Raw genomic sequence first — 15544 nt, 5'->3', positions numbered from 1 at the left:
CGATTAACCCCTAAATTCAAAGGTGCTCAGGCCAAACGTTAGCAGATCGCCGTTGCGCAGCGGGCAGCGCGTGATGCGGCGGTTGTTGACGAGCGTGCCGTTGGTGGAGTTGAGGTCCTCGATCGACCAGTCAGAGCCGGTAAAGGTGAGCTGGGCATGACGGCGCGACACGTTGGGGTCGCGCAGGGCGATGTCGGATACCGAGCGCTCACGACCGATGGTCACCTGCGCGGAGGTGATGTTGTGGCTCTCGCCGCTCACGACGTCGACGAGTTGGGCGAGCGGACGCTGCGGGGCGCGGGGGCTTGCCATGTTGGAGGCGATGCTGGTCGCAGCGCCAAGGCCCACGGCGGCGCCAGTGGCAGCCGCTCCGCCCATACCGGCAAGTGCGTCGCGCGAGACGGTTTGCGGCACAGGGATGGGGGCTGCGGGATCGGGGACATTGGGTGCAAAGGGGTCGGCCACAGCGAGCGGGTCGGGAGTGGCAGCGCGGGGTGTCGGCTGCTGCTGGGGCATGGCGGCCGGGTGTAGCTGCGGCGATGCAAACTGCTGCTGACCGGCGCGGGGGGCGCTTGCGGCACGGCTTGTGGCCGAGCTGTTCTGTCCCAGGCCATTTTGATAGGCGCGCTCTTCCTCGTACAGACGGCCGAGCGTGGGAGCGTCGACGTTCTCGGCAAAGACCGAGAACTTGCCGGCGCGCAGCTGAGGGTCGATCATAAAGCGAACAAGGGGCTCGCCGACAAAGACGTAGCGGCGTTTTTCGGCCTGCGCCTTCACAAACTCGCGCACCTCGCGCGAAAGCTCGGGATAGAACGGGGCAAGCATGGGATCGTCATCGGTGGCGATCAGGATGGTATAGAGCGCCGGCGCGGTGTTGACGCCGTTAATCACCAGAGTTTGATCCTCCATGTCGCGAGCAGCCTGCTTGGCAAGCTTCTTAAAGGAGAACGGGGCACGGGTGGCACCGAAGATGCCGGCCACGTGGTCCTCGAAGATGTTCAGGAAGTTCACGAAAGATCACTCTCCGTATAGGTTCTTTGGTATCCGAGCAAATACAGGCATATCCCAACGATTATAGAGGATAGGATTCCCGCAACCGCCGCCTTGGCGACGACCGTGCCCGCAAGGCTGGCAATTTCCATATGGTGTGCAAGACAAAACGATACGGCCGAGCCGATACCGGCGACGGCAATTGCGACGATGGCGGCGAGGTTTGACCCCTGCTCGGCGCGCTTGGCATGGGCATTGAGCAGCAGCGACGTTGCCGCGGCTGCTGCTGCGATCAGTGCGAAGGCGGCCCAGAGGAACGCGTCGCCCAGCGCTGCGGCGACATTGCCAAGCCCCAGCACGCCTCCCGTAGGGAGGGCGGCTGCGGCCAGGCGGGCAAAAAGCGCGCCTATACCCGTGGCGGCAGCGGCGCTTGCCGGGCCGAGCCAAAACGCCGCGAAGCCCGCGGCGGCCCCGGCGGCAAGGATGGCGTCGCCGGTTAGACAACCTAGCGCAAGCGCGCAGGTGAGTGCCGCGCTCGCGGCCGCTTCGGTGCGTCCCCAGGCAATCCACCATCCGGACATGGCGGCGGCAAAAATGACCGCGACCGGCAGCATCGACAGGATGCCCTGCGCCTGCATGGTGGCGTTGGCCATGAGCACCAAAAAGCCCACGGCCGAGATAGCCGAGCCGATCTGCGGTGCCAAGCCTGCCGCCGCGCCAATAGCGATGGCCGCGGCGACCAGACCGGGAAGCGACGCGACGCCCGCTGTCTGCATAAGCAAAAAGCTGAAGGTTGCACACGTTAGCGCCGAGATACCGCGCATGGTGTAATCGCGCGCGCAGCTCCAGCGCGTGCCCGCCCAACCAAGCGCGGGGTCGACTTCGATGGCGTTATCCTCGTAAGGCAGCGACTCCATATCGTCTGCCGCGTGCTCGTCGTCCGAAAGCTCGCTTACCATCTGCTCCAAGCTGCGACGGCCTTCGCGCACGCTCCCCAAGCCGGCAAGGAGTTGGTCGCAGAATGCCTCGATGCTATCGGGGCGGTCTTGCGGCATAGGGGAGAGGGCGCTCATGAGCGCTGCCTCGGCTCCCGGGGGAAAGTGCGGGATCAGCTCGCTGGGGTAGGTGGCGCCGCCGATGATGCGGTCGAGCGAGTCGGCAGGCGTTGCCGCCATAAAGGGGGCGCTGCCGCACAGGCCCTCGTAGATCACGCAGGCAAGGGCAAAGACATCGGCGCGCTCGTCGACCGTGCCGGTCTCGATATCGAGCTGTTCGGGCGGCATGTAGCCGATGGTGCCGCCGCGCGATCCGCCAAAGCCGCCGGCAGATGACAGCCGCGCCATGCCAAAGTCGGTGAGCTTTACATTGCCCGAGTGGTCAATGAGCACATTGGCGGGCTTTATGTCCAGATGAAGCACGCCGTTTGCATGGGCAAAGGTGAGCGCCTGACCCAACGCGTCGGCAATGGTCGCTGCCTCGTCAAAGGTGAGCGAGTGGCCGTCCACGCGATGCAAAAACTCGGCCAGCGACATGCCGTCGACATACTCCATGACCAGGTAGGCATAGGCGGTGTCATGCGTAAAGTCGATAACCTGCACGATATTGGGATGTTGAAGCATGGCGGCGGTATGTGCCTCGCGCAGTACATCCATGATGTCGCTGGCGGGCATGCCGGAGCCGTTGATAAGAGGGATGCGCTTAATGGCCACGCGACGACGCAGGTGCGTGTCGCGGCAAATCTCGATGGAGCCAAAACCACCGGTCGCAAGCGTCTCGAGCGGCTGGTACCGCTTGAGACGCTCGCGAGAGCTGGTGCCCTCCAAAGGGACGTCCGGCGAGAACCGGGCGGTATGTTGCGAGAAAAGCGGCATGGCCAACCCTCGTGCGTTTAAAGTTCGTTTGCGAGCGGCGGGCGCGGGGCCGAGCCATTCGCGGTGGCATAGATGCTGCTAGTGTAGCACGCTCTGGTGCATGGGGAGGATAGCGGGATGCGAGGCTGCCTGTATGACTTGGCCTTAGCGCTTCTTCTTGCCCTTCTTCTGCTTGCACTGCTTGCCCTTGTTGTCCTGGGGCTTGTCTGCCTTGTCTCCCTGCTTGGCCTCGGCTGCAGCCTTCTCGGCCTTCATTTTCTTCTTCTTGGTCTCGATGCGGAGCTTTTTGTTGATGCGCGCCTTAAGGAAGGAGCCAAACTGCTCGGCGTCGCCGCGAACAAAGGTGTCCTTGGGGATCGTCACGCCCTGGTCTGCGAACATGGCAACAAAGATGCGCTCGCCGTCGAGTACGTGGTCGAGCTTCTCAAACGGGAAGAACTGCGACTTGCCGCTCTTGCCCCATACCATCAAGCCGTCCTCGTTGGCGGCGACGCGGCGATAGCGGCCACCCATGGACTTGTCGGCCTCGACGGCGTCGATAAAGTCGCGGGCGAGCGTGTGGTGCAGGTTTTTGCTCCACCAGGCCAAAAAGGCGCCGAACACGATCAGGACGACGCCAAACTTGATCCAGTTGCCGCCGGCCACCAACATGCCGATGCCGAGCAGCGCGGCAATTGCCGCGGCGACATACAGCGAGCCGCGACGCCTGGGCGAGGCGACCAAGCGGGCGAAGTCGGTGACGAGGTCGTTTTCGTACTGATACTCGTTGAGGTACAGGATGCCGTCGTCGGCTGCTGCCTGTTTCTCGAGCGCGACCTCGACCTGGTCGGCTGCTTCGGAGGGAATGAGGTTGCTCTCTGCGTCTGCCATGCTCTTTGGACTCCTATCGCGGCGGGCTCGCCGTACGGGTTATTATGAGTGCAGTATGCCGTGCGACCGCATGGCCGTCGCGGCAACAAAACTCAGTATACCCGGGGGAGCACCCATGGAATCGTTGTACCGAAAGTATCGCCCGCTCACCTTCGACTCCGTGGTGGGCCAGCAGCATATCGTCTCGACGCTCGAGCACGCCATCACCGAGGGACGCCTGTCCCACGCGTACCTGTTCTGCGGACCGCGCGGCACGGGCAAGACCACCATGGCGCGCATTCTGGCCAAGGCGCTGCTATGCCGCAATGCCGAGGCGGCGCGCGCCGAGGGCGCAAGCGGCTGCATGCCCGACGGCACTTGCGAAGAGTGCGAGCTCATCGCCGAGGGCAACCACCCCGATGTCTACGAGCTCGATGCCGCAAGCCGTACGGGCGTGGACAATGTGCGCGAGGAGATCATCAACTCCGTTAACTTTGCCCCGGTGCGTGGCAAGTACAAGATCTATATCATCGACGAGGTCCATATGCTCACGACGGCGGCGTTCAACGCGCTGCTCAAGACGCTCGAGGAGCCGCCGGCGCACGTGATCTTTGTGTTGTGCACCACCGATCCGCAAAAGATTCTGGAGACCATCCTCTCGCGCTGCCAGCGCTTCGATTTCCACCGCATCGGCAACGAGGATATCGAGCATCGTCTGTCCTACGTGTGCGAGCAGGAGGGCTTCGATTACGACGACGAGGCGCTGGCCATCGTGGCGCGCCATGCCAAGGGCGGCATGCGCGACGCGCTTTCCACGCTGGAGCAGCTGAGCGTTTTTGGCAACGGCGCCGTGCATGCGGACGATGCCCGCTCGCTTTTGGGCGAGGTTTCGGACCAGATCCTGGGCGAGTTTGCCCGCGCCATCGCCGAGCGTGATATTGCTGAACTCTATGGGCTCATTCGCGCACAGGTCGAGGAGGGCAATGACCTGCTTGAGCTGACGCGCGACCTGGTGGCGCACGTGCGCGACGTGTATGTGGCCTGCGTTGCCGGTACCCGTGCCGAGCTGTTTGAGGGCGGGGCCGAGCAGGCTGAGGCGCTTGCTGCCGAGGCCGCTGCCTTTGGCGGGCATCCGGCCGACCGTCTGGCCCGCGTGCTGACAGTGCTCGACGATGCCGCGTTGGAGATGAGGGGTGCGAGCGACGTGCGCCTGGTGCTCGAGATCGCCTGCACGCGCCTGGCACGTCCCGAGGCCGATCTGACCATTGAGGCCCTGGCCGAGCGCGTGGCACGCTTGGAGGCCATGGTCGCCAACGCCGCGGTGCCGGCGAGCGTGGCTGCTGCTGGTGCTGCGCCTGCGGCTGTCGCGGCTGCACCTGTGGCGACACAACAACCGACGCTGATTTCGGGTGCCCGAGCTGCTGCCCAGCAGCCGACACTGATCTCGGGTGCCCGAGCTGCCGCTCCGACGGCATCTGCCGCTCCCACTGCTACGCCCGCGCGCCAGGGCGGCATGCCCTGGGACCGCGGCGCTGCCGCTCCGGCGGCCCAGCCCGCGCCGGCCCCCAAGCCCGCTGCGCCTGCGCCTCAGCCTGCCCCGGCTCCGATGTCCCAGCCCACCGCCGCTTCGGCTCCCGTACCTGCCGCTGCGCCGGCGCCTAAGCCCCAGCCCAACACTGCCGCTCAGGTTGCTGCCGCCGGCGCCGCCGAGACCCCTGCGGTAGAGGATGCCGGCGAGCTCCAGCGCAAATGGGTCGAGGTCGTCGAGCGCGTCAAGGCCCAACAACCTTCTTATGCGGCACTCCTGTTGAACGCTCGCGCTACGGCAGACGATGGTTCTAAGCTCACGGTCTCGTTCCCTACGGCATTTGCTATCAAGATGCTCGGGCGTGCTGATACACAGGCGGTGTTTTTGCCGACAGTCAGTGCGGTCTTCGGTCGTCGCACCGTCGACTATGTTCTGGATGGGGGTGTCAGGCCGGCTCCTCAACATGAGGAGCATTCTCCATCTGCACGGGCTGCGGCATCTGCGGACCCGCAACCCGTGTCCTCGGCGGCCCCTGCATCCTCGAGCGCCAGCGCGACGCAGCCAAAAGCGGCACCGGTAGCGGCACCGATCCCGTCGGTGACTGAACCCGCCGTGCCCAAACCGGCTGCTCCGATTCCCGCGTCCAAGCCCGCTGCCGCGCCTGCACCAAAGTCATCCGACCTGGCCAAGGCCCCTTGGCTGCGCTCCGACAACCCTGCCGGTGCTCCTGCCACGGGCAAGCTCCCGACCGAGCCCGCGCCCCGAGTGTCCGAGTGCGCGTCTGCTCCCAAGATTCAGCCGTCTGTACAGGCTGCGCCATGGGAATCCGAGCAGGTACCCTACGACGACGCCATGGTCGGCGGCTTCGCCGGCGATGCGAGCGGGGAAGATCTTGCTCCGTTCGACATGCCTGCCGCGGCGCCTGCGCCCAGCCCTGCCGCTTCGGCCGCAGCTCCCGCGGCTGCGACGTCCGCTCCTGCAAGTGACGACGCCCTCGCTGCCCCTTGGGAGTCCAACCCCGGTGCTGGCAGTCCTTTCGGTCACCAGGGCGCAGCCCCGGGCATCCCGCAGACCGAGGACGAGGCCAAAGCCCTCATACGTAGTGTCTTTGGCCAGTCCACCATCTTCAAGCCGGTGGAGTAACTATGCGGGCGGGTATATACGCCGAGTTGTGAGACCTTGCATAATTCGACCTTGCATAGTCTTGGGCGGCGCGTCACGCTAGAGGACATGTACATCGACTGAGTTAGCGCGACCGCCCCGCTCGTTTGCCCCGCGCCGTGGTACGATTTTTGAGTTTGAAAGTCCCGCCGTGCCCGGCTGCCCTTGCAGCTTGTCGCGCGACCACACGTAAAGGAGCCATCATGGCCGGTATGAACATGCAGCAGATGATGAAGCAGGCCCGCAAGATGCAGGAGCAGCTTGCCGCCGCGCAGGAGAACCTCAAGTCCCAGACCGTCGACGCCTCTGCCGGCGGCGGCATGGTCAAGGTGACTGTCAACGGCGAGATGGAGCTCGTCAACCTCACCATCGACCCCGATGCGCTCGATCCCGAGGACGTCGATATGCTGCAGGACATGATTATGGCTGCCGTCAACGAGGCCGTCCGCGGCGTCAACGAGCTCGCCAACAAGCAGATGGGCGCCATCGCCGGCGGCCTCAACATCCCGGGCATGCCGTTCTAAGACGCGCACATATATGAGTGCCAACCATAGTCTGCAAAAACTGCTCGATGAGCTGGGCCGTCTGCCGGGCATTGGCCCCAAATCGGCCCAGCGCATCGCCTACTACCTGCTCGAGGCCGACGCCGAGGAGGCGCGCCGCCTGGCCGAGGCCATTCTAGAGGTTAAGCAGGAAGTGCATTTTTGCAGCCGCTGCTTTAATTACGCCACCGCTGACGAGTGCTCCATCTGCCAAGACTCGATGCGCGACACCACCCGCATCTGCGTGGTGGGTGAGCCGCGCGATGTCCAGGCGATTGAGCGCACGGGCAGCTACCACGGCCTCTACCACGTGCTGGGCGGCGTGATCAGCCCCATGGACAAGATCGGCCCCGAGCAGCTGCACATCCGCGAGTTGCTGGCGCGCTTGGGCCACGAGGACATCCACGAGGTCATTATCGCCACCAACCCAAACATTGAGGGCGAGACCACGGCGAGCTACCTTGCCCGCACCATCAAGCCTCTGGGCGTCGAGGTGTCGCGTCTGGCGAGCGGCCTGCCCGTGGGAGGCGACCTGGAGTATGCTGACGAGCTTACGCTCGGCCGTGCTATCGAGGCCCGTCGTGCGATCTAGGCGGCGTCAGCTCCGCGGCATGTCCCGTCGGCCTGCCGCACGGGGCGCTCATAATTGGGCACGCGTTCATGCATTTGTTGTACAACAAACCTGCTTTTCATCCGCTTATCGCGTGGATGGGTCCACTCTCACCTCGTATTTGCCCATTCGTTGCACAACCTTTTGAGTTCGCTGATACACTCAAATGTGGATTTGAAAGAATACGCCGCTTTTAAGCGGCGTGTTTTTGTTGGAGGAGAACGCATGCGGCCCGCTAGCACTCAGACAAAGCATGGCGCCGCGGTGCGCATTCGACGCCGGCTGGGCCTGGCGCCTCGGGCGTACGTGCTGCTGTCTTGCTCGCTCGTGCTGGTCATAGCCGGTGTTTCGGCTTATGGCATGACGGTGCCGTCCATGGTACGGGCGTATGCTGCGCGCGAGCTGCATATTGGGCGCAAGGCCAAAAGCGACTTGGGAACGACAACCGGATATGCGTGGGCGAGCGTGGTCTCGCATGTTGTGTTCGGTGGCGACGATGCGGACAGTCCAGAAACATCGGACAACGAGGTTACGCTGGCAAACGGCAAGACTATCGTGCTCACCAACACCAAGGTCATTACGAAGCTTTCCAATAACAGCGTGGCTTCTGTCGTTAACAAGGCGGAGCAGCAGAAGGAGCAGGATACGCAGCAGGCGGGTAAGCCCGGCGGCTCGGACGGGTCCGGTTCTGGCACCGGTTCGGCGGGCTCGGGCGGCGGTTCCGGTTCGGGCTCCGCCTCTGGCGGTGGATCTTCGAGTGACGGCCCGACGGACGGCGGTGCCGGCGGCGACACGGGCTCGGGTGGTCTCTCGGCTGCCGAGGAGGAGAGTATTCACAGCTGGCTCGTGACCAAATACAACATGCTCGATGGCTATGTCGCCCGCGCCAACAGCGTGGTTTCGACCTATAACGCTACGGGCGATACCGGACCGTGCGATAGCCTGACCAACGATATGTTTGTCATCCGTGCCGAGTTTGGCCGGCAAACGTTTTCTCCCAAGTCAAAGTGGTATCAGCAATACGCCAACCTATGGGGTTGCTACACCAATCTGTGCCAATGGGTGGGGCATTATGGCGATGACGACGTCGCGCTCAACAACTTCAATACCAAAGTGGCGGCGATCGCCCTATGACGAATAGCCTTGCTTCTGTGGCAACCCAGTCGCTCAGCCGTGACCCTATGGTGGGCCTGCGCCTGGCGCGCGTTGGAGGGTTTGAGCCCGCCATTGCGCTGGGCCCGGACGAGCTTCCCGCCTACCTGCGCCGTTTTACGATGCTGTTTGCCGATGACGCCACCATGCGCCGCGGCGGTATCGGCCGTGTGACGCGTGCCGTCAACGCGCAGGGCGAGGCCGTGGCACTCAAGCAGCTCATCTTGCCAACGCGCGACGAATTTGATGACGATGTCGCCCACGAGGCGCTGGTCACCAAGTTCAAGGCGGCGTTTCGCGAGGAATATGAATGCCATCGCGCCCTTTCGGGCCTTAGAGGCTTTCCCCGCCTGTATGGATGGGGCGAGGTTGACGGCGTGCCCGCGATTGTCATGGAGTGGGTCGAGGGCGAGACGCTCGCTCGCCTGCGCTCGCGCCTTGCCGTGGACGATGCCGGGCGTCTGTCGCCGCTCGTGGCGGCGCGCTTGGGTCGCGACCTGTTCGATCTGCTCTGCCGCATGAGCTTGGTAGGCGAGGGGTTCGTCCATCGCGATATCTCGCCCGCTAATATTATGGTGCGCACGGCGCGCCTGCCGCTCGACCGACAGCTTGCCGAAGGCACCTTCGACCTGTGCTTGATCGACTTTGGCTCTTCGCTGGCGCTCGAGCCCGCCTCTGCGGTGGCCGGCACCGGCGGCAAGGCGTCGTTTACCGAGCGCTATGCCACGTTGCGCCGCGCGACGGTGGCCTACGCCCCGCCCGAGATGCTCACCGACGATATCCCCGACCTGCGCATGCTTCGCATGTCGCCGGCAATCGATGTGTATGCAGCGGCGAGTACGGTCTACGAGCTCATCGCCGGTGTCGCGCCGTACGAAGTAGCGCCGGGTGCGTCGGGTACTTCGGGCTCGCGCAAAAAGACGTGCGATATCGCCAGCCCTTATCGCCTCAAGATGGATACGCTGCCCGATTATCCCGTTGGCGCCCACGCGCCCGGCTGCGACTTGACGCAACTGCTGCGACGCGAGCCCGATGTGGCACTTGCCGCGGCCGAACAGGCTCAGCAGCTGGGACTCGATCCAAATTCCGAGGATCTGCGCGATGCGCTGGCGTTTGTCGATGCCCAGTTGTTCGACGTGGTCATGGCCTGCCTGTCCTGCCATCAGGAAGATCGTCCCGAGCCGGCTGCGGTGGAGGCGGCGCTCTCGGCATTTTGCGACCACTATGCGCAAAATGTCGCCCGCTCGCTTCGCGCCGAGCCGCTCTTGCCGTGCCCGATGGAGGTATCGGGACACACGGCCCGGCGTGCGGCGATGGTTGGGGCGACGGCGGTATGCGGCGTGCTTTGGGCTGTGGTCGTGGTATCAGCTGCGCTGTTGGCGTCGGGCGCCCATGTGACACTCGTCGTGGGACCGCTTATGTGGTCCGGGAAGCTGCCGGCCATTATCGCCGCACTGGCGTTGGCACCGCCGGGCATGGTGGGCATCGCTGCCGGCGCCATGGCACACGATCGTCGCACGGGGTTCCTGCAAGGCGTACTGGCGCTTTCTGCCTGCGAGGTTCCGGTGCTGATCGCGGTTGCATGCACCGTGTTTTCCCAACGCGCCGTAGCGAGCGGCTTCGTTGCCGCCTTAATTGCAACCTATGCGCTCACGTGGTTTTTGCTGGCGATGGGGTTTGCCTTTGAGCTTCCCGTCGTGTCAGCGCGACGTGCGAAAATTTCCATGGCGACGCCGCTTGCCGGCGGAGCCGCGGCTGCTCGCGCCTTTGGCGGGCCGGCCGAAGTATCCGACACTATCTCTGCGACCAAGGAGGGCTAAGCCATGGCTTCTCAAGCTGAGCTCACCCCGTGCGGGGCAATGTTTGACATCTTTAAGCGCGCAGCGCACCTGAGCCATATCGAACTGTGCGGCCTGGTGCTCTCGAGCCGCCCGCTCGTCGACGGCCGTAGTCCGCAGAGCCGTGCTGCCGATCGCTCTTGGGTTTCGCGCTTTATCGTGCGCGCGCCGGTCGGCACGCTGCAGGAACGTTATTTTGCCGATTACGGCACCTCGGCCGCGCGCATTATGTCGCAGCTGGCCCTGCGCCGCCGCAATCCCATGGACGCCGCGGCCGTGACCAACATGGTGTGCGGCCCCGCTGGCGAGCCCATGGTGCGGGCACTCGAGGAATGCCATCAGGACACGAATCTCTATCGCAATGCGCTCGAGCGCCTGTCGCAGGCGGCTGAGCTCATGCCCGCCGAGCGCGCCGAGGCCATCCTGGTGCTGTTTGTCGCCGTGGGCTGCTCGGCAGATGTCCGCTCGTCGGTGACCTATGCCCTCGACTACGCTCATGCGACCTGTGGCGGCGCCACGTCGACGCCGCGCTCGCTGAGCACCTCGACGGTCACGGGCGAGCACGAGGCGGCGCCTGCGCACCCGTTGGGACTGCTGCGCGTGCAAAACGGCTACGTGGTGAGCGCCCCGCGCTGGATTCAGCCGAGTGAGGAGGGCGTCGAGATCGGCGCGCTGGCGACGGGGGAGGGCGATATCACCGATGTGGGCGATGACGTTTCGGCTCGCCATGCCCACGTGTGGTGCGATGACCAAAATGTCTGGTACGTCGAGGACCTGTCGTCCACCAACGGAACCGTGGTGGTAAACGGCGCGACGAACGTCTGCACCCAGGTCGAGCCCGGCCGCTCCGCTCGGCTCAACCCCGGTGACGAGCTCAGGCTCGGAGAATCCACAACCTACGCCATCCTCCTCGGCGCCCTCTGACTCATCTCCTAAATAAGTTGCGGTGAAATAGGGACTGTTTAAGGCTACGGCCGGCAAAAACAGTCCCTATTTCACCGCAACTGCCATTTGGTCCCTCGGTGACGGAAGGATTATTTTTGCCCTTGATGGTCGCTCGGGATAAACCTTTACCGCCCGCCTATATTTGTCGAAATTACACTTGACGGCGGGGTACAATAAACCCGCATGCGGATTTCCGTTGCGGGCGCTTCCCATCACCGGGGCGTGCCCGGGAGCATCCGGCATGCGGCCTTTGCGGCGCTCGATCATGTGCAAGACGGGTAGCTGGGCCTGTGGAGCGCGTGCAGCCTCCTCGCCTCGGCATGCCTTCTCTCCACGCCATGTACCTGCTGCTGAGTCCGCCTGTCAGATGACTGGAAGCAACAGCGAAAATCCCATCACGCCAACATCCCGGTAATCGCCGGGGCCTGTATACCTATATGAGAGGAGAGGGGTATATGGCGCGTAAGTTTAAGTCTATGGACGGCAACGAGGCGGCCGCATATGTTTCGTATGCGTACACCGAGGTAGCGGGAATTTATCCCATTACGCCGTCCAGCCCGATGGCCGACCATGTCGACCAGTGGGCGGCCCAGGGTCGCAAGAACATCTTTGGCACCCCGGTCAAGGTCGTCGAGATGGAGTCCGAGGCGGGTGCAGCCGGTACCGTTCACGGTTCGCTGGGCGCCGGTGCTCTGACCACCACCTACACGGCTTCTCAGGGCCTGCTCCTGATGATCCCGAACATGTACAAGATCGCGGGCGAGCAGCTCCCGGGCGTCTTCCACGTCTCCGCGCGTTGCGTCGCTTCCCACGCCCTGAACATCTTTGGCGATCACTCCGACGTCATGGCCTGCCGCCAGACCGGTTTCGCCATGCTCGCCGAGGGCAACGTCCAGGAGGTCATGGACCTCTCGCCGGTGGCTCACCTTGCCGCCATCGAGGGTAAGACCCCGTTCCTCAACTTCTTCGACGGCTTCCGCACCAGCCACGAGATCCAGAAGGTCGCCATGTGGGACTACAAGGATCTTGCCGAGATGTGCGACATGGACGCCGTCCAGGCTTTCCGCGACCACGCGCTCAACCCTGAGCACCCGCACACCCGCGGCAGCCATGAGAACGGCGACATCTTCTTCCAGAACCGCGAGGCCTGCAACAAGGTCTACGACGAGCTCCCTGCCGTCGTCGAGGGCTACATGAAGAAGATCAACGAGAAGCTCGGCACCGATTACGGCCTGTTCAACTACTACGGCGCTCCCGATGCCGATCGTGTCGTCGTGTGCATGGGCTCCTTCTGCGACGTGCTCGAGGAAGTCATCGACTACCTCAACGCTCACGGTGAGAAGGTCGGCCTGGTCAAGGTTCGCCTGTTCCGTCCGTTCTCCATCAAGCACTTCGTGGACGTTCTCCCCGAGACCGTCCAGAAGATCGCCGTCATGGACCGCACCAAGGAGCCGGGTTCCATCGGCGAGCCGCTCTACCAGGACGTCGTCTCCGCTCTCTACGAGGCCGGCAAGACGGGTATCAAGGTCGTCGGCGGCCGTTACGGCCTGGGCAGCAAGGACACGCCTCCCGCGTCCGCGTTTGCCGTCTTCGAGGAGCTCAAGAAGGACGAGCCCAAGCGCGAGTTCACCATCGGCATTGTCGATGACGTGACCAACCTGAGCCTGCCCGAGGCCGAGGATGCGCCCAACACCGCAGCTCCCGGCACCATCGAGTGCAAGTTCTGGGGTCTGGGTGGCGACGGTACCGTCGGCGCCAACAAGAACTCGATTAAGATCATCGGCGACCACACCGACAAGTACGTTCAGGCCTACTTCCAGTACGACTCCAAGAAGACCGGCGGCGTTACCGTCTCGCACCTGCGCTTTGGTGATTCCCCGATCCGCTCGCCGTACTACGTGACCAAGGCCGACTTTGTCGCTTGCCACAACCCCAGCTACATCGTCAAGGGCTTCAAGATGGTCCGCGACGTCAAGCCTGGCGGCACCTTCCTGGTCAACTGCCAGTGGAGCGACGAGGAGTTCGCCGAGCACATGCCCGCCGTGGCCAAGCGCTACATCGCGAACAACAACGTCAACGTCTACCTGATCGACGCTATCGACCTGGCCGCCAAGGTTGGCATGGGCAAGCGCACCAACACGGTGCTCCAGTCCGCCTTCTTCGCGCTGGCCAAGGTCCTGCCCGCCGAGGACGCCCTGCAGTACATGAAGGACGCGGCTACCAAGTCCTACATGAAGAAGGGCCAGGCCATCGTCGACGCCAACCACAAGGCCATCGATGCCGGCGCTACCGCCTTCCGTAAGTTCGAGGTTCCGGCCGACTGGGCTACCGCCGAGGACGCCGCTCCTGTCGAGCTTTCCGAGGAGACCAAGTCCGCTATCGCCCAGCAGGTCAAGAACCTGCTCGAGCCCATCGATCGCATGGATGGCGACAGCCTGCCCGTTTCCGCCTTCGTCGATTGCGCCGACGGCCAGTTTGAGCTGGGCGCCTCCGCATACGAGAAGCGCGGCGTCGCCGTGGTCGTTCCTCACTGGGACGAGACCAAGTGCATCCAGTGCAACCAGTGCGCCTATGTGTGCCCGCATGCCACCATCCGTCCGTTCGCGATGACCGAGGACGAGGCTGCCGCCGCGCCCGAGGCTACCCGTACGCTCGACGCCATGGGTCCCAAGGCCAAGGGCATGAAGTTCACCATGGCCGTGTCCCCGCTCGACTGCATGGGCTGCACCAACTGCGTCAAGGTCTGCCCCAAGGGCGCCCTCGAGATGGTTCCCGCCGAGCAGGAGATGGATCAGCAGCCCGTTTGGGACTACATGGTCAAGAACGTCTCCGAGAAGAAGGAGCTCACCGCGGCCAACGTCAAGGGCAGCCAGTTTAAGCAGCCCTACCTGGAGTTCTCCGGCTCCTGCGCCGGCTGCGCCGAGACCGCTTATGCACGTCTGGTGACCCAGGTCGCCGGCGACCGCATGTTCATCTCCAACGCCACCGGCTGCTCCTCCATTTGGGGCAACCCCGCTGCCACCGCTCCTTACTGCAAGGACAAGGACGGTCACGGCCCGGCGTGGAACAACTCCCTGTTCGAGGACAATGCTGAGCACGGTCTGGGCATGGCCATCGGTTACGAGGCCGTCCAGAATAAGCTGATCGCCGCCACCCAGGAGCTCATCGCTGCCGATGGTCCGTCCGACGAGCTCAAGGCCGCCGGTCAGGCTTGGATCGACTCCGTCAACGACGCCGAGGCCTCCAAGACTGCTGCTGCCGCCTACGTTGCCGAGCTCGAGAAGTGCGGCTGCGACGCTTCCAAGGCGATCCTCGCCGACAAGGCTTACCTCACCAAGAAGTCCTTCTGGATCTTCGGTGGCGACGGTTGGGCCTACGACATCGGCTTCGGTGGTCTGGACCACGTCCTGGCTTCTGGCCACAACGTCAACGTCTTCGTCTTCGACACCGAGGTCTACTCCAACACCGGCGGACAGGCCTCCAAGGCTTCGAACCTGGGCCAGGTTGCTCAGTTCGCCGCTGCCGGCAAGGTGACCAAGAAGAAGTCTCTGGCCGAGATCGCTATGAGCTATGGTTACGTCTACGTGGCGCAGGTCGCCATGGGCGCCAACCCGGCTCAGACTCTCAAGGCCATCCACGAGGCCGAGGCCTACGACGGCCCGTCCCTCATCATCGGCTACAGCCCCTGCGAGATGCACTCCATCAAGAAGGGCGGCATGCAGAACTGCCAGGCCGAGATGAAGAAGGCTGTCGAGTGCGGTTACTGGAACCTCTTCCGCTTCAACCCCGAGGCTGCTGCCGGCAAGAAGTTCTCGCTCGATTCCAAGGAGCCCGCGGGCGGCTATCAGGAGTTCCTGATGAACGAGGCCCGTTACGCTTCGCTGACGCGCTCCTTCCCCGAGCGCGCCGAGGAGCTCTTCAAGGAGAACGAGCAGGCCGCTATGGACCGCTACGCTCACCTGCTGAAGCTTAAGACGGTGTACAACGAGGCCTAGGTCTCCCACCGCAGGATCTGAGGGCTAACCTTCGCGGACGTCCTCGGACATGAAAGAACCCCC

10 protein-coding genes are annotated in these 15544 nt (G+C 63.8%); 7 read left to right on the top strand and 3 right to left on the bottom strand.

Annotated features, from left to right (window positions below):
• Positions 1-3 precede the first annotated feature (3 nt).
• From ACTNA2_RS07360 to ACTNA2_RS07350, 3 genes are all read right to left on the bottom strand, one after another.
• Positions 4-1011, bottom strand: coding sequence for an FhaA domain-containing protein (locus ACTNA2_RS07360; RefSeq protein ID WP_427795134.1), 1008 nt, complete (start codon positions 1009-1011; stop codon positions 4-6).
• Positions 1008-2861 carry a serine/threonine-protein kinase gene (locus ACTNA2_RS07355; RefSeq protein ID WP_441049037.1) on the bottom strand — a complete coding sequence of 618 codons (1854 nt, stop codon included), beginning with the start codon at positions 2859-2861 and terminating at the stop codon, positions 1008-1010. Before ACTNA2_RS07355 ends, ACTNA2_RS07360 begins: the two co-directional genes overlap by 4 nt.
• Positions 2862-3005: 144 nt before the next feature.
• A complete protein-coding gene (locus ACTNA2_RS07350; protein WP_441049036.1) occupies positions 3006-3731 on the bottom strand; it encodes a hypothetical protein in 726 nt (241 codons plus the stop codon).
• 115 nt (positions 3732-3846) lie between these two features.
• Between ACTNA2_RS07350 and dnaX the strand changes: the two genes are divergently transcribed.
• From dnaX to nifJ, 7 genes are all read left to right on the top strand, one after another.
• Positions 3847-6381, top strand: coding sequence for a DNA polymerase III subunit gamma/tau (gene dnaX / locus ACTNA2_RS07345; RefSeq protein ID WP_441049035.1), 2535 nt, complete (start codon positions 3847-3849; stop codon positions 6379-6381).
• A 221-nt stretch (positions 6382-6602) separates the two neighbouring features.
• Positions 6603-6923, top strand: coding sequence for a YbaB/EbfC family nucleoid-associated protein (locus ACTNA2_RS07340; RefSeq protein WP_427719331.1), 321 nt, complete (start codon positions 6603-6605; stop codon positions 6921-6923).
• 13 nt (positions 6924-6936) lie between these two features.
• On the top strand, positions 6937-7533 hold the full coding sequence (recR, locus tag ACTNA2_RS07335; RefSeq protein ID WP_099432550.1) for a recombination mediator RecR: 597 nt from the start codon (positions 6937-6939) through the stop codon (positions 7531-7533).
• Positions 7534-7776: 243 nt separating this feature from the next.
• Complete coding sequence (locus tag ACTNA2_RS07330) at positions 7777-8685, top strand: hypothetical protein (protein WP_441049034.1); 909 nt, start codon at positions 7777-7779, stop codon at positions 8683-8685.
• Positions 8682-10523, top strand: coding sequence for a serine/threonine protein kinase (locus ACTNA2_RS07325; RefSeq protein ID WP_441049033.1), 1842 nt, complete (start codon positions 8682-8684; stop codon positions 10521-10523). The genes ACTNA2_RS07330 and ACTNA2_RS07325 overlap by 4 nt, the downstream gene beginning before the upstream one ends.
• A 3-nt stretch (positions 10524-10526) precedes the next feature.
• Entirely contained in the window at positions 10527-11465 is a 939-nt protein-coding gene (locus ACTNA2_RS07320; protein WP_441041735.1) for an FHA domain-containing protein, read from the top strand.
• Positions 11466-11941: 476 nt separating this feature from the next.
• Positions 11942-15481, top strand: coding sequence for a pyruvate:ferredoxin (flavodoxin) oxidoreductase (gene nifJ / locus ACTNA2_RS07315; protein ID WP_441049032.1), 3540 nt, complete (start codon positions 11942-11944; stop codon positions 15479-15481).
• Positions 15482-15544 lie beyond the last annotated feature (63 nt).

It is taken from the genome of Collinsella sp. HCP28S3_E9, assembly GCF_052065455.1.
Classification (GTDB): domain Bacteria; phylum Actinomycetota; class Coriobacteriia; order Coriobacteriales; family Coriobacteriaceae; genus Collinsella.
This window is presented reverse-complemented; position numbering and strand designations above follow the sequence as displayed.

Bases quoted from the DNA above. Each gene is read 5' to 3' on its own strand.
- ACTNA2_RS07330 (WP_441049034.1), top strand. From the start codon at position 7,777: ATGCGGCCCGCTAGCACTCAGACAAAGCATGGCGCCGCGGTGCGCATT.
- dnaX (WP_441049035.1), top strand. From the start codon at position 3,847: ATGGAATCGTTGTACCGAAAGTATCGCCCGCTCACCTTCGACTCCGTG.
- nifJ (WP_441049032.1), top strand. From the start codon at position 11,942: ATGGCGCGTAAGTTTAAGTCTATGGACGGCAACGAGGCGGCCGCATAT.
- ACTNA2_RS07355 (WP_441049037.1), bottom strand. From the start codon at position 2,861: ATGCCGCTTTTCTCGCAACATACCGCCCGGTTCTCGCCGGACGTCCCT.
- recR (WP_099432550.1), top strand. From the start codon at position 6,937: ATGAGTGCCAACCATAGTCTGCAAAAACTGCTCGATGAGCTGGGCCGT.
- ACTNA2_RS07325 (WP_441049033.1), top strand. From the start codon at position 8,682: ATGACGAATAGCCTTGCTTCTGTGGCAACCCAGTCGCTCAGCCGTGAC.
- ACTNA2_RS07320 (WP_441041735.1), top strand. From the start codon at position 10,527: ATGGCTTCTCAAGCTGAGCTCACCCCGTGCGGGGCAATGTTTGACATC.
- ACTNA2_RS07350 (WP_441049036.1), bottom strand. From the start codon at position 3,731: ATGGCAGACGCAGAGAGCAACCTCATTCCCTCCGAAGCAGCCGACCAG.
- ACTNA2_RS07340 (WP_427719331.1), top strand. From the start codon at position 6,603: ATGGCCGGTATGAACATGCAGCAGATGATGAAGCAGGCCCGCAAGATG.